This window comes from Microbacterium testaceum (genome assembly GCF_001476655.1).
GTDB lineage: Bacteria > Actinomycetota > Actinomycetes > Actinomycetales > Microbacteriaceae > Microbacterium > Microbacterium testaceum_C.
Genome location: NZ_LDRT01000049.1, coordinates 23,312 through 47,241, shown reverse-complemented (window position 1 = coordinate 47,241; position 23,930 = coordinate 23,312). Strand labels below are relative to the sequence as shown.

Annotated in this window: 20 protein-coding genes and 1 tRNA gene; 3 read left to right on the top strand and 18 right to left on the bottom strand. The window is 70.8% G+C overall.

From position 1 onward, the window contains the following. Positions 1–17: 17 nt before the first annotated feature. The 13 genes from NS220_RS19240 to NS220_RS20090 form a co-directional block, all read right to left on the bottom strand. Positions 18–200: a thiazolylpeptide-type bacteriocin gene (locus tag NS220_RS19240; RefSeq protein ID WP_081323048.1), complete on the bottom strand. Its 183-nt coding sequence runs from the start codon at positions 198–200 to the stop codon at positions 18–20. A 35-nt stretch (positions 201–235) separates the two neighbouring features. After that, entirely contained in the window at positions 236–832 is a 597-nt protein-coding gene (locus NS220_RS08335) for a hypothetical protein (RefSeq protein ID WP_058623612.1), read from the bottom strand. Beyond that, positions 829–2,535, bottom strand: a complete 1,707-nt coding sequence (locus tag NS220_RS08330) for a YcaO-like family protein (protein WP_058623611.1) — start codon at positions 2,533–2,535, stop codon at positions 829–831. The genes NS220_RS08335 and NS220_RS08330 overlap by 4 nt, the downstream gene beginning before the upstream one ends. A 4-nt stretch (positions 2,536–2,539) precedes the next feature. Beyond that, positions 2,540–3,286: an ABC transporter permease gene (locus NS220_RS08325; protein ID WP_058623610.1), complete on the bottom strand. Its 747-nt coding sequence runs from the start codon at positions 3,284–3,286 to the stop codon at positions 2,540–2,542. After that, entirely contained in the window at positions 3,283–4,197 is a 915-nt protein-coding gene (locus NS220_RS08320) for an ABC transporter ATP-binding protein (protein ID WP_058623609.1), read from the bottom strand. Before NS220_RS08320 ends, NS220_RS08325 begins: the two co-directional genes overlap by 4 nt. A gap of 87 nt (positions 4,198–4,284) precedes the next feature. Next, a complete protein-coding gene (locus tag NS220_RS19235) occupies positions 4,285–4,470 on the bottom strand; it encodes a thiazolylpeptide-type bacteriocin (protein ID WP_081323047.1) in 186 nt (61 codons plus the stop codon). A gap of 39 nt (positions 4,471–4,509) precedes the next feature. Further along, positions 4,510–5,625 (bottom strand): hypothetical protein, encoded by a 1,116-nt coding sequence (locus tag NS220_RS08315; protein ID WP_058623608.1) that lies wholly within the window; start codon positions 5,623–5,625, stop codon positions 4,510–4,512. Then, positions 5,622–6,680, bottom strand: coding sequence for a thiopeptide-type bacteriocin biosynthesis protein (locus NS220_RS08310; RefSeq protein ID WP_058623607.1), 1,059 nt, complete (start codon positions 6,678–6,680; stop codon positions 5,622–5,624). The genes NS220_RS08315 and NS220_RS08310 overlap by 4 nt, the downstream gene beginning before the upstream one ends. Next, a complete protein-coding gene (locus tag NS220_RS08305) occupies positions 6,677–9,343 on the bottom strand; it encodes a lantibiotic dehydratase (RefSeq protein WP_058623606.1) in 2,667 nt (888 codons plus the stop codon). Before NS220_RS08305 ends, NS220_RS08310 begins: the two co-directional genes overlap by 4 nt. Then, positions 9,340–10,872: a nitroreductase family protein gene (locus tag NS220_RS08300; protein ID WP_058623605.1), complete on the bottom strand. Its 1,533-nt coding sequence runs from the start codon at positions 10,870–10,872 to the stop codon at positions 9,340–9,342. The genes NS220_RS08305 and NS220_RS08300 overlap by 4 nt, the downstream gene beginning before the upstream one ends. Before the next feature lie 15 nt (positions 10,873–10,887). Further along, the gene (locus NS220_RS08295; protein WP_081323045.1) at positions 10,888–12,531 is read right to left on the bottom strand and encodes a YcaO-like family protein; all 1,644 of its coding nucleotides are present in this window, start codon (positions 12,529–12,531) and stop codon (positions 10,888–10,890) included. Beyond that, a complete protein-coding gene (locus NS220_RS08290; protein WP_058623603.1) occupies positions 12,528–14,474 on the bottom strand; it encodes a hypothetical protein in 1,947 nt (648 codons plus the stop codon). Before NS220_RS08290 ends, NS220_RS08295 begins: the two co-directional genes overlap by 4 nt. A gap of 40 nt (positions 14,475–14,514) precedes the next feature. Continuing rightward, positions 14,515–14,685 carry a hypothetical protein gene (locus NS220_RS20090; protein ID WP_193755313.1) on the bottom strand — a complete coding sequence of 57 codons (171 nt, stop codon included), beginning with the start codon at positions 14,683–14,685 and terminating at the stop codon, positions 14,515–14,517. 163 nt (positions 14,686–14,848) lie between these two features. Here NS220_RS20090 and NS220_RS08285 point away from each other — a divergent pair, with 163 nt between their 5' ends. Beyond that, positions 14,849–16,096, top strand: coding sequence for a sensor histidine kinase (locus tag NS220_RS08285; RefSeq protein WP_058623602.1), 1,248 nt, complete (start codon positions 14,849–14,851; stop codon positions 16,094–16,096). Then, positions 16,093–16,776, top strand: coding sequence for a response regulator (locus NS220_RS08280; RefSeq protein WP_058623601.1), 684 nt, complete (start codon positions 16,093–16,095; stop codon positions 16,774–16,776). Before NS220_RS08285 ends, NS220_RS08280 begins: the two co-directional genes overlap by 4 nt. 1 nt (position 16,777) lies before the next feature. On the opposite strand, the gene NS220_RS08275 is transcribed toward NS220_RS08280, so the two are convergent. Both NS220_RS08275 and NS220_RS08270 read right to left on the bottom strand, forming a co-directional pair. Beyond that, complete coding sequence (locus NS220_RS08275; RefSeq protein WP_153004215.1) at positions 16,778–17,749, bottom strand: hypothetical protein; 972 nt, start codon at positions 17,747–17,749, stop codon at positions 16,778–16,780. Positions 17,750–17,898: 149 nt separating this feature from the next. Further along, positions 17,899–17,971 (bottom strand) — tRNA-Arg (locus NS220_RS08270). 157 nt (positions 17,972–18,128) lie between these two features. On the opposite strand from NS220_RS08270, the gene NS220_RS08265 reads away from it, so the two are divergent. Continuing rightward, a complete protein-coding gene (locus NS220_RS08265; RefSeq protein ID WP_058623599.1) occupies positions 18,129–19,625 on the top strand; it encodes an L-serine ammonia-lyase, iron-sulfur-dependent, subunit alpha in 1,497 nt (498 codons plus the stop codon). 115 nt (positions 19,626–19,740) lie between these two features. On the opposite strand, the gene NS220_RS08260 is transcribed toward NS220_RS08265, so the two are convergent. From NS220_RS08260 to NS220_RS19700, 3 genes are all read right to left on the bottom strand, one after another. Next, positions 19,741–20,172 (bottom strand): MarR family winged helix-turn-helix transcriptional regulator, encoded by a 432-nt coding sequence (locus NS220_RS08260; protein WP_058623598.1) that lies wholly within the window; start codon positions 20,170–20,172, stop codon positions 19,741–19,743. A gap of 253 nt (positions 20,173–20,425) precedes the next feature. After that, positions 20,426–21,046, bottom strand: coding sequence for a histidine phosphatase family protein (locus NS220_RS08255; protein ID WP_058623597.1), 621 nt, complete (start codon positions 21,044–21,046; stop codon positions 20,426–20,428). A gap of 239 nt (positions 21,047–21,285) precedes the next feature. Next, a complete protein-coding gene (locus NS220_RS19700) occupies positions 21,286–23,691 on the bottom strand; it encodes a helix-turn-helix transcriptional regulator (protein ID WP_153004214.1) in 2,406 nt (801 codons plus the stop codon). Positions 23,692–23,930: the final 239 nt, after the last annotated feature.

The window sequence follows — 23,930 nt, the reverse complement described above, 5'->3', positions numbered from 1 at the left end:
TCACGAGCGCGCGGGCATCATGCCGTGGCGCACGAGGAGGTCGAGGCGCACGTCGAGGCGCACGTTGACGTGCACGAGGACGACGACGACGAGGAACACGTCGAGCCGAAGGCCATGTCGGAGTAGTCGACGAAATCCTTGACCTCGAGGGTCTCGACCTCGAAGGCGTCCAGTTCGGCGGCGAGGGATGCGAGTTTCATTGCGTCTTCCTTTCAGGGATGGTCTGCGAGCGTGGTCACGTCGCAGGGGATGCCGATTCACGAACCGACACGTCAGGCGACGAGTCGGCGCGCGGGCGACCCGATCGTCGAGCCGAATGAAGAGCGAGGACGTACCCGACGCACATGCCCGCGGCGATCGCGCCCGACACGGGCCACGCCCATGCCAGAAGAGCCGGCCCGCAGACCCACGCGATCACCGTCGCGACCACGATCCACCCGAGCGCCCACGCGTCGACGCCCCGGCGGAACGCCCCCGCGAGGCTCGCGACGTGCGCCGTCACCGTCGTCAGCAGAAGGGGGAGGGCGAGCCAGCGGAGGTCGGCGACGAGGAACGTCGCCACGGCGGCCGCGAGTCCGACGGCTTCGGCGAGCGACGTCAGGCCGACCGCCCGGAGCGCGACGGCACTCGGTCGTCGAGTCGGGTTCCGCGGGCGGCGCGCGAGGCCCCACGATCCGAGCGCGACGCCGGTGCCGAGCACCGCGGCGCCCACCGCCCACCACCACGTGGGCGCCCACGCGAGGGCGACGACGTACAACGCGGCGAAGGCCAGAAGAGAGACGGTCGTCCCGCCCGCCTTTCGCGCCGGGGCCGCGGCAGCGGAGCCGGTCATGAGAACGGGTGCGGCAGGTCGCGGAGCGCGGACGGGCGGCGGCCGGTGAGCAGCTGGGCCTGGTCGAGGGGACGCGTCGACGTGCGCACGCGTTGCGCCTCCCACCCGAAGTCGAGTTGCGACAGGGCGGGAGCGAGTGTCATCACGGTCTCGAGCCCGAGCTGCTTCTCGAAGGGAGCACTTTGGACGACCCGGAAGGTCTCGATCCCCTCCTCCGCGAGGAGGCGGACGAGAGCCGATCGGATGCCGCGGACGTCGACCCCCGCACCGTCGTCGCCGTCGTGAAGGAGCCGGGTCCCGGCATCCGCGAACGCAGAGATCTCGTCGAGCGACAGAGCCTCTCGCGGATCCCCGCACATCGTGGCGTACGCCGGGTGAGCGCCCCGCACGGGAAGCAACGGATGGTCTTCGATGTGCCGCGCGCGGCGCGGATCGCGGCGGAGCTCGTCGACCCGGTCGGCGTTGTCGGCGACTTCGGCGATACGTCCAGGGGCGTAGGCGACCGCCTCGGTCATCGCACGCAGACCGGCGGTGGCGACGTCGAGATGGGCGGCGGCGCCGAAAGCGCGGACCTCGCCCGTGTCGACGGCGGCGACGAAGACGGGGACGTTCCACGCGTTGCGCAGAAGCCCGAGCTCCATGCGCCAGCCGAGCAGGCGCACGCGCGCGAGCATCCCGGCGGCACCGGGAAAGTCCTCGGCCAGGGCCGGGACGGCGTCGATACCGCCGTACCAGGCGTTCACGAAGGTGTCCCTCTCGATGAGCTCGAGCAGACCGAACACGGTCGCCTCGTCGAGGGAACTGCCCGTCGCGCACCCCGAGGAAGTCCCGAGAGCCCATCGTTCGTTCTCGGGGATCTCGGCGTAGTAGACGAGTTCGCGAGGAATCCAGACGTGCTCGTCGTCGCGCAGCGAGGAGCCCGACACCCACTCGTGCGGTCTCGCGGCGTCGAAGCGTTCGACGATACGCCCGTACGCCGAGCCGAGGTACGGGTCGAACGCGCGGGGCGTCAGCACGCGACCCTCGAGCGCGCGCGCCGACGTCAGCGGATGCCGCCGGGTGAACTGCTGCCCGCCGACCAGCCGTTCGATCCCCTCGACGACGGCGGAGCGCCGCGAGCCCGAGAACGACTCTCCCTGCCCCGACCAGGTGAGACGTCGCGCGCTGTCCCGCGTCCGCGTCGCTGTCGCACCCGATGCGGGGGCGAGGGTCGTGCAGGCGACGGCATCCGTCACCTCGGGGGCGAGGAGCGCGGCGATCGGGTCGATGAGACCCGCCGACTCCCACTCCCAGCCCGCGAGATCGCGCTCGCGCAGGGAGACGGCATCCACTCGAGGAACCTCCGCCGCGGTCTCGCCGAGCGGCGTCGCGATCTCGGACAACTCCGTATGCCGGATGAGTCCGGAACGTTGGTCGACCTCCCACACGTTCGTCGCCTCCGCCGCGCCGGCCGACGCGAAGTCGCGGAGAGAGCGCACGATCCGGCCGAGCAGCTCGCCGTCCTCCGGCCCGCCGACCCTGCGCACACCGGACCTCGACACCACCTGCGCTTGCACGTGGGGCCGCGCCCGGAACCACCGGTCGGCGATCACGGCGTCCCGCTCGGCGCGGGTCAGTCCGCCCGCGCCGACGACGACCGTCGCCGGCGCGGTCCAGACCGCGGCGCTGTCGCGTGAGGGGGCGCTGTGCGCGAGACCGATCATGGGATCAGCTCAGACGCATCGTCTTGCGGGCGACGAGGAAGAGCCCCGCCCCGATGACGAGGAGGTACGCGCTCGAGATTCCGACCTGGCCCCAGTCGCCGACGCCGACGAGGAGGAAGGTGAGCACCTCTCTGATGTGGAAGACCGGGGTGTAGGGGGCGACGTCCTGAACCCACGTCGGCATGTACTCCACGGGCATCATGGCCCCGCCCACGAGTCCGAGCCCGATGACGACGATCAGCGAGAGCATCGTGACCGCGGTCATCGAGGGGACGAGGTTCGCGAGGATCACGCCGAGACCGAAGAAGAAGAAATAGCCGAGGGCGACTCCGAGGACGCCGAGCGGTGCCGTCGGAACGAGCTGCATTCCGAGCCAGGGAGTGACCGCGATCACGATGAGGAACACGGCCTGGACGATGGCGAGAACCGCCCCGACCGCCGCCTGCGCCGCGAGGACGTGCCCCGACCCGACCGGAGCGGACCGCAGCACGTTGAGCATGCCGTTCTCGCGCCATGCCGAGATGTGCTGGGCACCCGCGAAGACCGCGACGAACGCGATGCCGAAAGCGACGACGTTCGCCGAGATCTCGTTGACCGAGTTGCCCCCGTGCGGCGAGGGGATCTGCCCCATCCCGAGGACGAGGCCCACGAGAAGACCCGCGGGGAACACGAAGGTGAAGAACAGCGTGGCGAAATCGCGCAGATCCGCCGTGAACATGACACGCGAGAGCGTGGTGGTCGCCGTGGTCATTCGAAGCTCCGTCCGGTGTAGGCCATGAACGCGTCCTCGAGGGACCCGCTCGTGACCTGCGAATTGGTCATGTCGATGCCCGCGGCCGCGAGGGCTTCGAACGCGCGTCCGACCTCGCGCGTGCGCACGCGCAGCCCCGCCGAATCGACGTCGACCGTCGTGATCGCGTCGAGACGCGCGACGAGGTCGGCCTGGTGCACGGCGGCCGGCAGCAGAATGGACGTCTCGCTGCCCGTCTCGTACACGAGCTCGTTGGGCGACTTGGTCACGAGCACCCGGCCGCGATCGAGGATCGACACCACGTCGCAGAGGCGCGAGGCCTCTTCGAGGTAGTGCGTCGTGTAGATGGTGGTCATGTCCCGGAACTCGCCGGAGCGCAGCATCTCGACGAGGTTGTGCCGCGCGGTGGGGTCGAGCCCGGCCGTCGGCTCGTCGAGGAAGAGGACGCGCGGCTGGTGCACGAGCGCCGAGGCGATCGCGAGCCGTTGCCGCTCGCCGCCGGAGAGCTTCTCGGTGCGCGTCGCGGCGTGGCGCGTGAGATCGAGCGCCTCCATGAGCGCGGTGATGCGCGAGGCGCCCATCCCGTAGATGTGGGCCAGCGCCGTGAGGTGCTCCAGCGCGTTCAGCTTGGGGAAGAAGGCCGTCCGCTGCGGCTGCACCCCGACCTTGCGGTACAGCTCGACATCGCGGGGACGCGTCGGCTTGCCGAGGACGCGGACGCTGCCCGAGCTCGGGGCGCGGAATCCGAGGATGACGTCGAACAGGGTCGACTTCCCCGCGCCGTTGGGGCCGATGATGCCGTGGAAGGTGCCGGCGGCCACCTTGAGGTCGACGCCGGACAGGATGGTCTTGCCGCGGATGGTCAGCGAGACGTCCGAGACGTCCACCGCCCACGGATCCGATGGGTTCACGATGCTCTCCTTCAGGTGATGCGGTGCTGGGACGAGGGATGCTCGCCCCAGCACCGCAAGTGGGGTGAAGCGGGGATCAGCCCGAGATCAGGCCGTGGCGCACGACGACGTCGAGGTGCAGCACGAGGTGCACGTCGACGAGCAGGACGACGACGAGGACGACGAACACGTGGAGCCGAACGCCATTTCGGAGTAGTCGACGTAGTCCTTGACCTCGAGGGTGTCGACCTCGAAGGCGTCGAGCTCGACGGCGAGCGATGACAGGTTGTTCATGATTTCCCTTTCGAAGGTGTGCCGAGCCGCGGGCGCGACTCAGCTCAGTGCCAGCCGGACGACGAGCACTCCCGCCAGCAGCACCGCCAGGACGGTCGCTGAGAGCAAGACTGGATAGACGCGGACCGCCACACGGGTGAGCAGCGGGAGGCCACGAGGCAGGCGGTAACGCCGGGAGAGGGTGCGGAAGGCGACCGCCTGGATCTGATCGACGGATGCCACCGCCTCGAGGAGGCGACTGCCGTCGGTGTTGGGGAAGAACGACAGGGCGAGGCCGACGACCGCGAGATCGAGGAGGAGCGACGCCGCGGCGAAGAGCTCGAGGACGCTGCCCCCGGGAGCGAGGACGAAGACGGCCCACGGCACGAGGAGCGCGAGCAGCGAGACGAGCGGACCGCTCGCGACGACGCGCACCTTCCTGCCCGGGTCGAGCAGACCGACGCCATCGAGCTGGGTGTTGATCATCGGGACCACACCGAGGCGGGTCACCGACAGGCGCGCGCTCCGCCCGGAGAGCGCGCGGAAGGTGCTCATGTGAGCCCCCTCGTGCGCGAGAGTGACCCCGAGGTTCCAGACCACCGCGAGCACGGCGGCGGGCACGAGCCACAGGGGGTTCGTGAGATGCGTCACCGCGATCACGGCGGAAGGCCACGCCGTCGCGGCGAGGACCGTGACGGCGGCGGCGATCGCGAGCGCGACGACGAACGAGGGCCACGACGCGAGTGCCGACCGCGCCCGGGACGCCCGACCGGAACGCGCTCCCGTCGCCCACACCTCGGAGAGGTTCTCGGCGGCGATCTCGGCTCGCGTGTCCAGCGCCTCGATCGTCGGGGCCGGCACGGTGAACGGGCGTTCGACGAGTCCGAAGGCGAGGAATCGGTTGAGGGATGCCACGACGACCTCGGTCGGAGCGGGCAGCCCCTGACCGGTCAGGGACGTGTGGATCTCCGCCACCGTGCGCCGCCCGTCGATCGCGTCGAGGATCAGCCGCTCCCGGAGACCCAGACGCAGGATGCGGTTCTGCCCGGCGACGGACGCGTCGCTCCTCAGCTGCTCGCCGTTCCATCGAGCCGGACCCACCTGGACGCCCGGGGCGACCGAGGGGCGCCACGGGGCGGTGTCGGGCAGCACCGGCGTGGGCGTCTCGCCGCTCATGCCGGCGTTCCCATCGCTTCGGCGATCTGGTACGCGATGAACGCCTCGTCGGCGACCGACACCATCATGCGGTTGTTGGTCATGTGGATGAGCGAGTGGCACAGCGACCACGCCGCCGCCGACGGCGACTCCGGCGCGCGCCGGCCGTCGTGGTAGTCGAAGCGGAGGACGTCCCTGTCGAACAGCTCGTCCAGTCCCGCGCGGACGCGGCGGTTCGTCTGCGCCCAGTCGCGGAGCCGCTGCGGCATCCCCTCCAGGTCGTCGGCGACGAGGCGGTCGAGGAGCGGGAGAAGACGGCGGCGCAGGTGGGCGGCGGTCAGGGCGTGGGTGCGGCGCCCTTTCTCGGTGGCGTAGTGGGTCTCGTCGGCGTAGCCGGAGGCCCATCGATGGTGGTACGCGACGAAGAAATCGGCGACGAGATCGCGGTCACGCAGCAGCGTGCAGGCGGTCACGAAGCTCAGCTGCGAGGCGATGCCCAGCAGGAGACTCCGGACGTTCTGGTTTCCGCCGCCCATCACGTCGCACGCGAGGCGCGTCGAGGCGACGAAGTGCTCCTCCGCGAGCCTCATGCACTGGGGGCCCCCGTAGCGGAAGGTCTCCCGTTCGTAGTCGCGCCGCTCGATCGAGTTGTTGGGCCGGAAGAGCGGGGCGCCGTCGTCGAAGTAGCGCGGGCGATCGGCATCCGTGAACTCCCCGACGAAGAGTCGCTCGTAGAAGCCGTTGTCGGCGAGCTCGAGCATCGGATGCATCGACGGCTTGCGCGCGAGATAGCCCTCGACGGCGGGGAGCACGACGCTGTCGAGGTCGGCGTCGGTGCGTTCACGAGGAACCCGCAGCCGCAGCCGGACATGGCTGCCCTCGAGCCAGTAGTTGATGTAGAACCAGTCGCGGACGACCCCGTCGCGCACGAGCGCCTCCGCCAGAGGGATCAGACACTCGGTCAGCAGGATGTCGGGCGAGCCGCCGTAGAAGACGTGGAAGGACACCCAGCGTGCGTCCTCGTCGTCCACGCGGGCCGCTTCGGGGCTGTGGGGGAGGGGGATCACGGCGCTCATGCGCTTTCCTTCCAGGTCGATCGGTCGATGATGCTGATGCCCGCCATCGCCTCGGCGACACGGGGGCATCCGTCGCCTCCTTCGGCGGCTCCGTGGGGATCGGGCAGCGCCTCGGTGATCTCGAGGACCGTCTGGTCATCGGCATCCCTCATCTGGCTGTGCAGATTCGACAGGCACAGCGCGAGCGTCACGTCGAGGAAGAACGGCTTCGCCCGACGCCCGGAAGTTCCATGGAGCACGCGCACGTACGCGCGGGGCGGGAGCGCGTGACGCGCCCAGAAGCGCTGCCACGCGAGGTTTCCCTCGCGCGTGAGCGGATCGAGTGTCGGCGCGTCGGCACCGCGGAGGAGAGCGGCCGCGCGGACCACGATGACGTCGCCGATGCTCATGCGGCGGCGCACGACGGCCGTGCCGGCCTCGGGGACGACCCGCAGCAGATCCGCGGGCTTCGAGCTCAAGCTCGCCGAGGGCGTCAGCAGCGACAGGGATTGATGCAGGCGCGGGGTCGCCGCAGGCACCAGGTAGCCCGCGTACTCCGGGTGAACGATCATCCCCGTCGCCCGTTCGACGAGCACGACCCGCTCGTGGTCGTCCGACCACCGGACCGCGAGGTCGTCGAGCCGGATGCCGTGTTCTCCCGGCCGCACCGGATCGCCCGGCACCTCCAAACGGACGCGCAGCACCGGGTCGTGCAGGTTCAGATTCGAGAACACAGTTCCGCCGCTGATCTCGACGAGCCGCACGCCCGTGGTCTCGGCGGCCCGTTCGACGTCGTCGGTGAGCTCCGACGCCGGCTCGGACAGGACGTGGGAGAAGCGGGAGACCGAGAAGCCGACCCCACCGAAGCAGTCGTTCATCACGGTGACCCCGGACGCGACATCGTGCTGCAGGAGGAGGTTGAGATGACGGAAAGGTGCCGTCAGACGCGAGGTCATCGCGGAGATCCGGCGCGCCTCCGCCTCGAGGTCGATCGGCGGTGCGCCCATCTCGGAGGCGATGTCGACGCCGTCGAAGGCCACGGCGCGCTGGTGGCGGAGGAGGACCGACAGCAGCTCGCGGCGTGCCGCTTCGCGTCTCCACGCGCCGCCCCAGCGGAGCCAGGGATCTGATTCGAGTGCGTCGTCGGCGATGTCGGAGAGGACGTATCCCTCGAACGACTCGAGCAGGTCGACGTCGAAACCGCGCAGGAACGCGGCGACATCGTCGACCTTCTCGCCGGCATCGCGGAGGTGGAGGTAGTAGCCGTTGAGAAGGTCGCGCTTGATGTGACTCGTGTCGAGGAGGTCGACGAAGGTCAGGAGAGCATCGGCGTCGGATGCCGAGGTCGCCAGCGGCTCCGCGAGACCCGAGCCGGATGCGGGGAAGACGACGTCCTCGTAGACGACCGATCGGGGCGGCTCGGCGGCGATTCCGGCGATCGCGTAGATGTCCGCGACCACCCCCCGGAGTCGTTGCACGTGCACGGCGCGCTCGCGGGGATCGACGACGTCGACCGTGGCGGCGGCGTCGTCGCGATAGCGGCGGAGGGCGACGGCGATCTCTTCGGCGCGCGAGCCACCGGCGGCGATCTGCTCCAGGGTGGTGTCGAAGGCGTCCGCGTCGAAGGCATCGATGGTCAGTGCGGGGGCGACGAGCACGCCGAGCCGCACGAGGCTGGCGACGAGGTCCGAGGCGCGGTCGTGATCGAGGCCCGCCGCGTCGACGAGCTCGTCGGTCAGCGCACCCCACGCCGTCTCGCCCCCGAGCCGGTCCATGATCTCGTCGACGGCGGCGAGGACGCCCTCCGCGGGAAGGCGCACGCGGGACTCGACACACGCCGCGTAGTCGTCGCGGGTGTCGACCTCGGAGAACGTCCAGGTCGCACGGTCGACGAGGGTCGCGGCATCCTGTCGTCGCACATAGGGGCTGCGGCGGAGCGAGACCCCCACGACGAGGTCCGCGTGCTCGGCGATCACCGAGAGCACGCGGGCGAGCGGATACACCGACCAGCGGGAACGCGCGCGGGGGCCGTCCTCGCCGGACGGGCGCGGAGTCGCCCCGGGGAAAGCGACAGGGCCGAGCGAGGAGAACGGCGTCGTCTTCGCCGCCGCCCGGGTCACGTACGACACGAGCGAGCGTTCGACGCGCTTTCCCCGCTTGTCGATCCGACCCTGCGCCGCGAGCTCCCGGCCGTACCGGTCGACCTCGGCGACGAGATCGGGAGTCGAGAGGGCGAGACCGGGGAGGAAGCCGTGCTGCGCCGCCTGTTCCCACAGCCGCGTGCGCTGTCCGGCGAGCATCTCGTCGAAGCTCTCGCGGTGCCGACGCTCGTGCGCGAGCCACGCCTGCAGCGGCGCCGCGTGCTCCGCGAGGCGGGCGAGCACGTCGTCGCGCTCCGCCGGCCCCAGGGCGCCGAGCCGGCGCTCGACCGCATCCGCGTCCTGGTTGAACAGGGCGCGACGGAGGGCGACGAGCGTCGAGGTCTCCGCCCCCGCCGCCCGGCGCGCGGCGATGAGGTCGTGCAGGGCGTCGCTCACCGCGTTCCTCGCGGCGGACAGGTGCCGAGAGGCATCCCAGAACGCGACGAAGCTGTCGCGGTGCGCCGGGTCATCGAGTTCGCGGACGACGGATGCCGGCAACCCCCCGAAGCGCAGCTGCCACCGCGCGTCCACCGCCGCGCTCACGAGGCCATCTCGACCGTCATGTCGGCGCGCACACGTCCCGAGCCCGGGGTGTCGACCCCCAGCATGATCATGAGCATCGGTGCGCTGACCGTGGGGTCGATGCCGGCGTGCCGCGCGTGGGCGGCTGCGTCGAATCCGAGGGCGGTGCCCGTGGCGACCCCGACGGCGTTCGCGTCGGTCAGCAGCGCCTGGCATGCGGCACCGACGACCGCGTTCGTCACGCGGTATCCGCGCACGCCGTGGGCGCGAGCGGCGTCGATCACGGCGGCGCACACGATGAGAGTGCACGCGGCGCGCCGCCCCATGTAGTTGTGCAGGAAGTACGTGCTCTCCAGGAACGACGACTGATCGCCGTCGTCGAGCCCACGACGCCCCTCGTCGTCGTCGAGGTACAGGCCCGGTTCGAGCCCCTCGACCCGGTGGGCGTAGACGAGGAACGAGAGCGCGGGCGCGTAGGGAGACCCGCCGGCAAGGGCCTGGGCGGCGGATCGGGCACGAGCGAGGACCCGGTCGAGCGCGTCCTCGGTGAGGGACTCTCCGCTGAAGCGACCGAAGCTCGTCTCCCGGGCGGCGAGGCGACGGCGGCCCGCGTCATCGGGGACCGTGGCGTCGGGGACGATCGCGAGCTTCGCGCGTGCCGACACATCCGGGCTCTCCCGGCGCATGTCGTCCTGGAGAGCGGTTGCGGTGGGGAAGCGGACGACCGCGCGGTCGCGACGGAACGCCGTGACCGGCGCCGGCACCGGACGCACCACCTCGCGCTCCGGTCCCGCCGGGATCGGCCCCCACGCTTGCACGGCGTACACGCCCTGGTCCTGGGGATCGATGCCGAGCAGGGCGGCGAGACGCGTCTCGTCGACCTCCATGTCCCAGGTGCCCGCGACGTCGTCGCCGAGGGTCTCCCACTGCGCGCCGAAGAACGTCCCGACGTCCATCGCCGTCGCTTGATAGGCGAAATCGCTGTACTTGAACGCCGAGCGCCAGAAGTTGACGGTCGCCACCAGGTACGACCGCGCCTCGCGGACATAGCCCTGGAAGCCGCGGACCTCGCGCGTGCGGTCGTGCCGCTGCAACTGCTCCCACCCGTTGGCGATCACGTTGAAGTGATAAACGCCCGCGTCCAGCGCATCGTCTCCGCCGTGGATGAGATAGAGATCGATGCCGTACCGACCCCCGCCCGATGCGGCTCCGCGTCCCCATTTGACGTTCGCGACCCGCGCGTGAACCTCGGGGCGGTCGTTGAGGTTGATGTTGAGCCGTGGACCCGTGATGCCGTAGGCGCTCAGACAGACGGCGGCGATCGTCCGGCTGAGAGCACGCGGGGCGGTTCCCTCGCTGTCGGCCGGCACGTCGGCATCCATCAGGCGAAGCGTCGCGTCCCGGTGGTCCGCCACCGTGAGGGGGGCGTTCGTCCAGTCGACCTTCCAGTCGTCGTTCGGCATCCCGTCTCGCACGCGATCGAGGATGAGGTGCGCGTAACGGACGGCTGCCGTCCCCGGGAGGACGCCGGGCCAAGTGTGAATCGACATGTCAGGTTCTCCGGCTCAGGGAAACGGGTGGGGGCGCTCGTGCAGCAGGAAGGTCTCGTCGGCACCGCCGTGCTGCCGCAGCCAGCGCTCGCTCTGCTCGCGCAGGCGTGGCATGCGCAGCGCGCGCTGGCTCGACCAGCCGAAATCGATGGGCAGCAGGCCCGGGACGACCGCCTTGACGCAGCTGAACCCGTAGCGGCGGGAGAGGTGGGATCCGACGTCGACGACGAGGGGCGAGAATCCCGCGGCGGCGATCGCCTCGACGACGAGAACCAGGTCCGTCTCGATGCTGGTGCCCGCGGTGGCGGCCCGTCGAAGTTCGGCGAGCGCGATCTGCGTCGACACGGGGTACGGGGTGCGGGCCCACCTGGTCAGCCATTCGCGAGCGGCGGGCAGCCCGTACAGGTCGGCATGGTCTTCTACGCCGCGGATGCCGGCGGGGTCCCGCAGCATGTCCTCGAGCTCGTCGCGCCGCTGATGCACGCGAGTCTCGATGACCTGGAAATCGGATGCCACTTCGACGAGCGCCGATTTCAGCGCGCGTTCCGGGTCGGGGTGCGACCCCGCGCCCAGGCACACGCCCCCGGACTCGGTGTCGCACACCGCGACGACGGTCGGGATGCCGACGCCCACCGTGGCGTCGAGGAAGCGGACGGTGCGCCCGACGAGTGCCAGCCGGTTCAGGTAGTGGCGTGACTCCTCGTCGCGGATGCTGTCGCGGCGGATCTCCCGGAGGGGGAGGTCGCCGTACCAGGCGAGGAGGAAGGCATCGCGTTCGACGACCTCGAGCAGGCCGAAAAGGGTGGCCTCGGCATCGCTGCCTCCGGCCGCGCACCCGCTGGACGAGTCCTGGACGTAGATCGGGTCGGCGATCGCTGCCTCGTAGAAGACGGTCCGTGTCGGCAGGGCGACGGATTCTCCCGAGACGAGGTCGCGGCCGAGCGTCCAGGTGCCGACGACGGGGTGGGGGACCCGCCAGGAAGCGGCATCCACTCCGAACTCGTCCAGCCCGATCGCGCGTACGCCCTCGGGAACCCCGCTCCGCAGATCCGCCGGAGAGGGCTCGGCGCAGCAGATGCGCTCGATGCCCTCGACCATCCCGACCCACCGCGAACGCGCGTAGCTCTCGCAGTGCCCGCCCCACGCGCGGATGTAGGGACCGTGCTCGCCGTGCGACACCATGAACCCCGAGACCTTCGCGGTCACGAGCGAGGCGACGTCGTCCGTCGCGTGAGCGGACAGGACCCCCGTCACCGGGTTCGACAGTTCGGGGGCGTCCGGGGCCGACGCGAAGTACCCCTCGACCGGATACGGGCGGTACCCGTCGCCGCGTTCGCGCGGCACGGCGACCGAGGGGCGGGCGTGCGGACAGTGCGCGGCGTCCACGACCTCGCCGTGGTGCACGCGCAGGTCGTGCACCCCGATGGCCGTGTACCGCTCGACGGCGGGCGAGGGATCCGGGACGAACGCGTCGACGAAGATCGGGAGGAAGGGGTTCGTGGCGGCGGCACTCACCGCTCGGCGCCGGGATGCGGGACTGCGGAGCTGGAAGTCGTCCATATCGCCGAGGCGCGTGCGGGCGCACGCGGTGCACTCGTGCGGCGCCGGGGCGAGCACGAAGCGGTCGGATGTCAGCAGCTGCACGGGGCGTCCCGTCATCCGAGCACGACCGCGGCGGCGGCGTGGAGGTCGGCGGCGGTGAGGACAGGCGCGCGGAGGGACGCGGCGAACACGCGTGCGCGCGTCGTGGTCTCCGCGGCTCCTGCGGCTCTCGCGGCTCCTGCGGCTCCCGCGGCGACGAGGGCGCGCGGGTCGATGCCGGGCCAGATCTCCATCGACGGTGTCGTGGCCCGCGCATCGTCGTACTGGACGAGGGCGATCACTTCGGTCGCCGCGGCGGCGGCGGCGGCCGCGGCGCTGTCTCCGGCGGCGACGTGCCAGAGCAGCCGGTCGTCCGCGGCGAGGGTCGCGATCACGACGTGGATCTCGAGCGCCGTCCCGGCCACGGCGAGCGACCCGAGCGCGATGTACCCGAGGTCGCCCGTGCCGGCGACATCGGCGAGGAAGGTGGAGACGGTGCCCTCGGGGGCGGCGGCCACGACGGCCCCGGCGGGCTCGGACACGTGCTGCAACAGGAGGTGCTCGGTGGCCGCCTTCCAGACCGCGCGGAGCGTGGCATCCCCCTCGGTCAGGGCGACACCGATCGCGGCGGCGGAACGCTCGTAGCGCCCGGCTGCATTCGCGCGAGAACGACGGAAGATCCGTGCCGCGTCGATCTCGGCCCTCTCGCCGTCGAACGACGTGAACGGCAGGAGCGGACCGGACGGTTCCAGGCTCGCGACGAGCGTCTCGTACACGCGGGCGATCGCCTCGCTCCGTGCGTCGGCGAGCGTCCAGAGGCTCGGCGCCCGGACCGCGGAGCCCTCGCCCGTCGTCGCGACGGCGACCTTCAGGGGGAGCTGGACCAGGTGCTCGTCCGCGAACCCCGTGACCGGCATGGTGAGGGAACCGACGAGACGCTCCCACCGTCCGTAATCGTCCGGTCGGGAGTCGTCGGGCGTGAGGCTCGTGGTCGGCTCCGTCGGCGAGGACGCGGGCGCCGACATGACGCGGCTGCGCTGCGTGCTCGGAAGGATGCGGTGCGCCACGGTCTCGCCGGTGGTCGCGTCGAGCGAGATGGCACCTGCCTCGGTCTCGGGAGCGAGAGCTCCGGTGAGACCCTTGAAGATCTCGTACGAGAGCAGGGCACCCAGCATCCGCTGCACCTGCACCGATGCGGCGCGACCCTGCAGCGGGGTGAGGCCTTCCTCCGCCGCGGCGAACAGCGTCTCGAGGGCGGGAGCGACGCCGGCCGCTTCGAGGGCGATGACCGCGTCCTTCCAGTCCGGGGCGGAACGGGTGTCCGCACGCCACGCGTGGGGCAGGACCCACAGCCGGTCGCCCACGGGGAGGACGAGCAGGCACCGCGCGGGATCCAGCTGCCCCCGATGCCGCGCGAACCACGCGTAGGCCTCGGCCGTGGGCAGGATCAGCAGATGAGCCGCGTGACGGGCGTCGTCCGAGAGGGGACCGGCTCCGGAGGTGTCGACGACGGTCAGGTCGCGGTGCCCGTTCGCCGCGAGGTTCTGGGCGAGGGCATCACCGAGCGGACACTGCCCGACGAGCGAGAGGGGCTCATCGCGGAACGTCGCGAACGACGCGTGGGGGGTGTCGGTGTACTGCGCGAGGAACGCGATCTGCTCGGCGTAGGTGGCGCGGTCGTCTTCGCCGACCGTGTCGACATCCTCCTGAGCGATCCAGCGGAGGAAGCCGCGCTCGGCGAGATGACCGAGGATCCGCTCGACGACCGGCCAGTGCGCGGGGCCGAGAGCGGCGCGCAGCTCGGCGCGGGACACCTGACCGTCGAGGAACGGCGCGATCCGCTCGAAGACCGGGAACGACCCGCGTCCGCTCAGGTGGAAGGCCGGTCCGGAGGAGGCGAACTGGACCCCGTCGTCGGCTTCGGCGTAGAAGGTGTCGCGGCGGAGGAACGGCCGAGCGCGGTCCGCCGCGCCGAGGGTTTCCCGCCGGGCGGGTGCCGGGGTGACGATCGTCGCGCTCATGGGCTGACGTCTCTCTTCCGTCGGGGAGGGGTGGCGATGGTCACTTGCACATGCGGAGGAACGCGCACCAGAAGTTCAGGGGGAGGTACGCCGACGAACCGGCGTCCACCGAGACCGCCGAGACGGCGGCGGGAACCGGGGCGGGAGCCGCCGCGGGCGATCCCGAGAGGGCGAGGACGAGGGTGGCGGTGACGGCAGCGGAGGTGAGCATGAGAGACCCTTCGAGAAGTTCCGGTGGTTGTCGGAAGCGCTTGATCCGACCCTGTCGGCTGCCGCGAAGGGACGGCATATACGAAAGGACACACCTCAGCCGGACGGCGAAGAGTGTGGTCGAAAGTTCATGTCGGACCGAGCCCGCCGGTTAGGGTGGCCACGTGGTAGGACGTCCACCCCCGTGGTTCACCGAGGTCAAGCCCCTGCCCGGAAAGTGGATCGCCCGCGTTCTGCTCGTCGCCGTCATCGCGGCGCTGGTCGCCGTCGACATCAGCGCGGGGGAGCTGGATCTCGGCACCCCCCTCGGCTGGGTCTTCCTCATCGTCCCGTGCCTGCCGCTGCTCGCCCTGCTCATCGGTGCGGTGCCGGCCGCCGTGACCTTGCTGCTCTCGATCGTCGGCCTGCTCGCCGCGCTCGCCACGGTGGGCACCGAGTATCAGATCGCGCAGATGACGTTCCCCACAGCCATCACGCTGGGCTTGTGCGCGATGATGCTCCCCCTCCGGGTCGCCCTGGTCTTCGCCCCCGCGAGCATCGTCCTGATGTCGCTGTCCATGGTCGTCCACCCGACCGAGCTCACCATCTCGACCGTGCTCGTCGTCCTCCTGATCATGATCGTCGCGGCCGGCGCAGGACTCGGCCTCGGCGTCTACGCCCGACGCAACGATCGCAGCGCCGCTCAGATCCGCTCCCTCCGCGAACAGCAGGCGCGTATCCGTGCCGAGGAGCGCATGACGCTCGCGTACGAGCTGCACGACATCGTCGCCCACGACGTGACGATCATCGCGATGCAGGCGCGTCGCGCGCAGCTCGTCCACGACCCGAGCAAGACGGCGCAGATCATCGAGGGGATCGGTGACTCCGCCCAACAGGCGCTGAACGACCTCCGCAGTCTGGTGCTGTTGCTGAAGAGCGACGCCGCCCCGTCGGCCCCCGCGGACGAGGCCGACCTGCTGGGGTCCCCGGAACTCTCGGGAGAGACGACGAGCGCTGTCGGACTCGCCCACGATCTCGAGGGGGTGGCGGACGCCCTGCAGCGCGCGGGCTTCGACGTCGTGTTCACGCTCGAGGGTGAGCTCGCCCGCGTGCCGGCGAGTCTTCGGCAGGCCCTGCGGCGCACGATCCGCGAACTCGGCACGAACGTGCTCAAGCACGCGGATCCCTCGCACCCCGTGGAGATGACGATGACCGTCGGGTCCGATGCGGTGATCGTCAGCACGGTCGACGCGCCGGCATCCACGAGCCCCCTCTCGTCGACGACGACGGGCATCGAGGCGATGCGGGCGCGCAGCGAGGTCTTCGGGGGATCGGTCACCAGCGGAATGAGCGAAGGAAAATGGCGAACCATCATGACTCTTCCCCTCGAACGTGCGCTGCAGCCCCTGAGGGTGACGGAGGAAACGCCGTGACCCGCGTGCTGCTCGTGGACGACGAGGCGATCACGCGCGAGATCCTGCGCGACTACGTGGGGTCTGATCCGAGTCTCGAGATCGTGGGCGAGGCGGCCAACGGCCAGGTCGCCGTGGCGCAGGCGAGCGCCCTCCGGCCCGACGTCATCCTCATGGACATGCAGATGCCGATCATGGACGGGGTACGAGCGACCGCGCAGATCCACGCGGAGTTCCCCGAGATCGCCATCCTCGGCCTCAGCACGTTCTCGACGGACCGGTACGTCGTGGATCTCCTCCGCGCGGGCGCCTCGGGCTACCTCGTCAAAGATGCCCTCCCGAAGGACATCGTCGCCGCCGTCCACGCCGTCGCGGCGGGCGAGTCGGTGTTGTCGCCCGACGTGACGCGGCATGTGGTGCGGGGCCTCGAGGAGTCCACGCCCACCACTCTCGAACCGGACGAGGCGCTGCTGAGCGTCCTCACCGAGAAAGAGCTCGAGGTCATTGCGCTGCTCGCCAACGGCCTCAGCAATCGGGAGATGGCCGAGCACCTCTTCGTGACGGAGTCGACGATCAAGGCGCGCTTCGTGAAGATCATGGAGAAGCTCGGCGTGCGCGACCGCGTGCAGATCCTCGTCACGGCGATCGCGCGCGGGCTCGTGACCATCACCGACGATCCGCACTTCCGCCCGCGCGAGTGAGTCAGGTCCTGCCGAGCACGTCGACGACCGGCTTCAACAGGCCCGAGATCGCATCTCCCACCTCGGCGGTGGTCACGCCGGCGAGAGCGGATTCAGGGTCGTGGACGAGATCGCCGTCCCAGCCGAGGGTCTCGTAGCGCGCCAGGGCGCGGGCGAACTCCACGGGGGAGTGCCGGTGGCCGTGGAGTTCCGCGAGGAGCGACGCACGCGCGGCGGACAGCACGTCGGGCTCGACGCGGAGGCCGAGGGCACCGGCATCCAGCACCGCCTCCAGGGCGAGCAGCCCGGCGCGCTCCGGGGCATCCACCAGCCAGGTGACGGTGGAGACACCGTCCTGCAGTCCGCGGACGAACCGTATCGTCGCGGTGAGTCCCGATCGGTCGACGATGGACGGGAGAAGCGGATTCGGGCCTCCCCCCGCGACGCGGACGGCCAGCGCCGCCGCCGGCCCGCCGAAACGCAGCGCCGGATCGACCCCCGTGATGGTGGTCCGCGTCACGCCGTCTCTGGTGCGGCGATGCAGGACGCTCCGCACGGGAGACCGAGTGAACCGTGCGCCGGTGAAGGCGACGGCGTCGAGGGCCGACGTGGTGGACGCGACGGCGCCCTCGTCGCCGACCACCGCCGAGACGGGCGGACCCACGCCCTGCTCGGCGGCCGCTCGCAGCAGCCGCACCAACCACGCGGGGTTCGCTCGCGCCGGGACCAGTGCGGTCACCTGACCGGCACCGGGGTCCGCGGACCACGTGACGAGGAGCGGGTCACCGCCCCGGGAGATCGCGGCGGTCATCGCCGCCCGGAGTCCGTCTCCCTCGGCGAGGCTGCGGTGACGCCACCCCAGAGACACGGCGGGATGGGGATAGCGCCGGTCCACGACCTCGAAGCGACGCTCCCGCGGGGACGCGAACCCCGCCCGCTCGCGCTCGTCATCGGGAGGACGAAGCGAGTGCCGGGGTGGGGGCGGAGGGGGCACCCTTCGACGCTACGTCCGTCGGGCGCGGGGCGACCTGTACTCGAGTACACACCTGGCAGCGGTACGTGCGGATCGTCGCTGCCCGAGAATGAGACAAGGCCCGGTCGGAATCTCTTCCGAACCGGACCTCTTACTGTCTCAACACAGTGTGCGCCCGAAGGGACTCGAACCCCTAACCTTCTGATCCGTAGTCAGATGCTCTATCCATTGAGCTACGGGCGCAGGGCCTCCGCGCGAAACGGCGCGCAGGCCGTGGTCCAGCATAGCCGCGACCGCCGGAGACGTCTAATCGGCCCGGAACGGTGTGCATCCCGGGCGTGGCGCGCGGGTGACGGCGCGATGATCGCGCGGTGACCCGGCCGCGCCGTACGCTGGCGGGATGAGCGCATACACCTCCGCGTTCGAGCTGTTCTCCATCGGGATCGGACCCTCGAGCTCCCACACCGTCGGCCCCATGAAGGCCGCCCTCCAGTTCGTCACGCGACTCGAGAGCGACGGCATCATCGGCCGCGTGGCCTACGTTTCGTGCTACCTCTACGGCTCGCTCGGCGCGACCGGGATCGGGCACGGGACGCCGGATGCCGTCGTCGCGGGGTTGCACGGATGGGATCCCGAGACCGTCGATCCGACCGCGGTCCAGCGACTCTGGGTGGACTGGCCCGACGAACGTCGCCTCCCGCTCGCCGGGACGCACGAGATCCGCTTCCGCAAGGCCGACATCTCGCTCGAACCCCGCAGGCGCTTGCCGGGTCACCCCAACGCCATGACCCTCGTCGCGCGCGACGCGCGCGACGAGGTGATCGCGGAAGACACCTACTACTCGGTCGGCGGAGGATTCATCCGGCGCGAGGGAGAACCGCCGCGCGTCGCGACCGCGCCGTTCCCCCTCGCGTTCGACGATGCGGCGACCCTGATCGCGCTGTGCGACGAGCAGGGCATCACGATCGCCGAGGCCGCCCGCCGCAACGAAGAGGCGCTGCGCTCCGACGAAGAGATCGCCGCGGGCCTCGACCGGATCTGGGATGCCATGGCCTCCTGCGTGAACGCCGGACTGGTGCACGACGGGGTGCTTCCCGGCATCCTGAAGGTGAAACGGCGCGCCTCGGTGATCCGGGAGCAGCTCGAGGCCATCGAAGCCGAGAGGCACCGCGAGTTGCCGGGGGAGTGGCTCGGGGCGTTCGCGCTCGCCGTGAACGAGGAGAACGCCGCAGGCGGACGCGTCGTGACGGCGCCGACGAACGGGGCCGCGGGCATCCTGCCCGCGGTGGCGATGTACTGGTGGCGATTCCTCGCCGACTCGGGGCTCGGCGTCGGCAACGCGGTCACCCCGCACGGCGAGCTCGTGGGCAGTGCGCTGCTCGGGTACGACGGGCACGCGGTGACCCGCTCCGAGGTCTCGCACTGGGACGACGGTGACGTGGCGGAGGCGAACCGACGCCGTGGCATCCGGCGCTTCCTGTTGACGGCGACGGCGCTCGGCTCGCTGTTCAAGGCCAACGCGTCGATCTCGGGTGCCGAGGGCGGATGCCAGGCCGAGGTCGGCTCCGCGTGCGCGATGGCCGCGGGAGGCCTGACCGCGGTGATGGGCGGCACCAACCGGCAGATCGAGAACGCCGCCGAGATCGCGATGGAGCACCACCTGGGTCTGACGTGCGACCCCGTGGGCGGGCTCGTGCAGATCCCGTGCATCGAACGCAACGCGATCGCCGCCTCGACCGCCGTGACCGCGGCGCGACTCGCGCTGCGCGGTGACGGCAGCCATTACGTCTCGCTCGACGCCGTCGTCGAGACGATGCGTCAGACCGGCATCGACATGTCGACGAAGTACAAGGAGACGAGCGAGGGCGGCCTCGCGGTCAACGTCATCGAGTGCTGAGCCGCGCGGGCGTCGCGAAACCGCAGGCGTGTGTCGAACGCGCACGCGATTGCGGCCCTTTGCGTACGGGCTCGGTGAGAGCGTGCGGTTTCGACGAGCGCCGGATGCCGTCGGCTCAGGCGGGGCCGCGGAGCTTCGACGTCAGCGCGTGCAACTGCGCCAGTTCGTCGTCGTCGAGGCGGGCCATGCGGTCCGCGATCGAGCGCCCGTGGGCTGCCGCGATCTTGCGGAAGACGACCGCGCCCGCCTCGGTGGCGGTGACGAGGGAGCCGCGACCGTCGTCGGGGTCGGCGCACTTCGTCAGCAGGCCGCGAGCGACCATTCGTTCCACCAGGCGTGAGACGCTCGGCTGGCTGATCAGCATGTTGCCCGTGACGTCGCGCAGGCGCGCGGTGAGGTCGGGAGCGCGGGTCACGGTGAGGAGCACGTCGTATTCGGCCTGCGTCAGCTCTGTGCCGTCGAAGTCCGTTCGCAGTTCTTCGAAGACCTCGTGCTGCGCCCGGAAAAGGCTCTCCCACGCCTGGACGGCGAGGCGGCGATCGGTCATGTCTCCACGATAGAGGGGCGCGCCGATCGGGTGGCGAGGTCGACGGCGGGCACCCGCACAGAGTAAGGGCCGGTCGGAGAGGCTTCCGACCGGCCCTTGTCCCTGCACCAAGAGTGTCCTGCAATCACATGTCGGTAGCTGCCACAGCAAAACAACTACCGTGCGAGCACTCTATAACGGTGAGGTAACGGAAGGGAAGAGGGTGGCGTTATCTTTTCGTGATTTCTTGCGCGAGGCCTCCGGGGGTCGGTGCTCAGCGCCCGCGCACGTGATTCCACTGCGTGATGACGGCGTTGCCATGCTCGAAGCCGAGCTCGCTGACGGCCGAGGTGCCGAGCACGAAGTAGCGCCCGCCCGCCGCGGTGAGGCCGAGCCACACGCCCGCGAGGGCGCGCAGGAAGTGGGCGTGCGAGAAGACGAGAATCTGTTCGCCGTTCTCGAGGCGCGGCCGCAGATCGTCGAGAAGGGATGCCGCGCGCGCGGTGACCTGCTCGATGCTCTCGCCCGGAGTGGCTCCGGCGGGCGCACCCGCCTGCCAGATCGTCCAGGGGTGGCCCAGCTGCTCGATGATCTCGGGGGTCGTGAGCCCCTCGTACGCGCCGTAGTCCCACTCGACGAGTCGGGGCTCGGGTCGCGCGTCGGGGAAGCCGGCGCGGGACGCGGTCTCGACCGCGCGCTGCAGAGGGCTGGTCAGGACCAGATCGAAGCGCCGCGTCGCGAGGAGCGTCCCTGCGAGCTCGGCCTTGTACGCGCCCGTCTCGGTGAGGGGGATGTCGGTGAGCCCGGTGTGGCGGCCGGTGCGGCTCCACTCGGTCTCGCCGTGCCGGACCAGCACGAGGCGTCCGTCGGGTTCGGTGAGGTCTGCGTCGTTCACCCCCTCATCCTGCTGCCTCGACGGATGTTCCGGGCGTCGGAAAGGGACGCGAGAACGACGAAGGGCCGGCCGAGAAATCTCGACCGGCCCATCTCTGCACCAGAGTGTCCTGCAATCACATGCCGGTAGCTGCCACAGCAAAACAACTACCGTGCGAGCACTCTATAACGGTGAGGTAACGGAAGGGAAGGGGGCGGCGTTATCTTTTCGTGATTCACCGGGGGTGCGCCGCAGTGTCGTCACGGAATGGGTGACGCGTCGGGAGCGGCCGGGGCGGACGAGGCGAGCGCGTCACGCGCGACACGACGACCGAGGTCGCGGCGAGACTCCGCGCCCAGCTTGGCGCGGGCCTGGTAGACGTGCGACTCGACCGTGCGGACGGAGAGGAAGAGGTGAACGGCGATGTCGCGGTTCGACATGCCGGCGGCGATCAATCCGGCGATCTCCCGCTCCCGACGGGTGAGCGACGACGCGTCGAGCGGTGCCGTCTCGGCGGCGGGAGCGTCCGCCTCCGTCAGGGGAGAAGGAGACGACTGCGGGACGAGCGTCCGCAGCAGAGCCGCTCGCAGCTCAGCGTGTCGGTGGCCGCTCACCAACGGGACCGGCGCGTCACCCCAGAACCGGCGAACGGATGCCGCGACCCCCGTCAGCAGGCGAGCTCTCTCCTCGTGCGCGTCGCGACCGGCCACCCCGAGCGTCGCCGCCCGGTGGAGGTCGCGAAGCCGCAGCAGCGGAGACGGCCTTCCCGCGGTCAACCGCAGAGCGTGCGCGGCCGCGCGGGCGGCGTCGTCGTACCGCCCGTCCAGCGCGTCGATCATCGAGCGTGCCGCGACGTAATCGTGACGAAGACTCAGCGGACCGTCCGTCCACAGGCTCGCGACGCGATCGACGATGCGTCGGGCCTCGGGGATCCGGTCGTGGACGGCGATGAACTGGGCGATCAGCAGCTTCACGCTCGCCGCCGCCATGTCCTTGCGGATGAGGTGGAATCGTGCCCGCGCCGCCGCGAGGTTCCGGAGGGCGGTGTCGCTCTCCCCGCTGACAGCCGCCGACAGAGAGGCGGCCAGCCCGGCCAGGCCCAACGTCCGGTCGTCTCCTTCTCGCACGGCCCGACGCCGCTCGTCGGCGATCCGCTCATGGAGCAGGGGGAGATCCGTGTTCAGCATCAGGCGCGTCACCAGCGAGACCGTCAGCGCCCACAGTCGTTCCGCGGTGTCGAGGCCGGAGATACCGCTCTCGTAGACGAACTCGTCCACGCGAGTGAGCAGTTGGTCCGTGCCCTCGGCGTCGCCCAACTGCGCCCGGGCATGCGCCTCCCGCAGCCACGCCCAGACGCGCCAGTACCCGCAGGACGTGCGCGCTGTGTGCTGCGCGTGGTCCCGCGCGAGCGGCCACTGCAGCGCGAACCCGAGGGTGTCGACGCGCGCGGCGGAGGGATCGGGTTCCGCGTCGTCGGCCCGGCCGCGGTCGAGCGCGGCGAGCAGGTCGCGGGTGGGGGAGAAGAACCCGCGCATCTCCCACGCCCTCGCGATCTGCTGCGCCCGGTGTCGATCCGGCTCCGCCGAGACCGCCTGCGGCACCTGTTCGCCCGCCCGCGGGTCGCCGGCGCAGACGCGCGCGTGCGCGAGCTCCAAGCAGAGGGCGACGTCGTCCGGCTCTTCGACGATGCCGGTCGTGGCGAATGCCTCGGCCGAGGCGAAACGGCCCAGGTCGTTGGCGTGCCGCGCGGCGTCGAGCAGGGCCCGCCGGGAGAGGTCGTTCGTCAGCGAAGCAGGCGGAGGGTCGTCTCGCAGGATCGCCTCGGCGACGACCGTCGCGATCGGCGGACTCCACCAGCGCCCGCCCGCATCCAGCATGCGGGCGACCGCGGTGTCGACGACGGTGCGGACCTGCTGCTCGCCGAGGGCGCGCACGGCTTCGGCTGCGAGTACGGGGTTGGCCCACAGCGCGCCGGATGCCGAGTCGTCCTGGAAGACGTACCCGTGCGCGCGCAGCTCGTCGATCTCATGGAACGGGCGTATCCGCGCGGCGTGCGAGGACGCCAGACCGGGGAACCGGCCGAGTGCGACGAGGGTCGACAGGTGCTCGTGATCGAGGGTCGACACGTTCTTGTTCACCGCCTCTCCCAGGCGCGTCCACATCGGGGCTTCGCGCAGGGCGGCGAGAGGGTCGCGCCCGTGCCGCACGGCGTGGGTGGCGACCTCGGCGAACTCGTACAGCAGGGCCCGGGAGCCGTTCGCCATCCACACCAGCGCGTCCGTGGTCACCTCGTCGAGAGCGTCGGCCCCGCACTCCCGGAGGAATGCGAATGCCTTCGTCTCGCTGAGGGGCTCGATGTCGATGCGAAGGGCGAAGCCCCGGCTTCCCAGCTCCAGCAACGAGTGGGTGAATGCGTCGGGCGCCGGACGCGAGAACAGTGGCGTCTCCACGGCGATGCACGCCGTGACGCGGCGGCGATACACGCCGTGCAGCAGGGTCGCGGCGGAACGCTCGTCCAACGCGTGGGCGTCGTCCACCAGCAACGTCGTCCCCGGCGTCGGGAGATCCTCCATCGCCACCGGTCCCGGCTCGAGCACCGGTTCCACTCCCCGCACGAGCTGTGTCGGGAGATCTCGTCGTGCGAGCGCCGAGGCGACACGGCGCATCGTCACGGTTTTCCCGACGCCGACGGGCCCGACCAACAACACCGGCGTTCCGGCCTCCAGATGCCGTGCGATCCCTTCCGGATCGGCTGCACGACCGGTGATCTGAAGGGCGTTCTCTCCGCCGCGGAAACCTGAAATCACCCCCGCACCACCCCCTCGTGGATCCGGTTTCCCTTTTCACCATATCCGCATGCACGCAGCTCGGGGCGGCTGTCCGGCTTCCGCACTACTTACCTCTC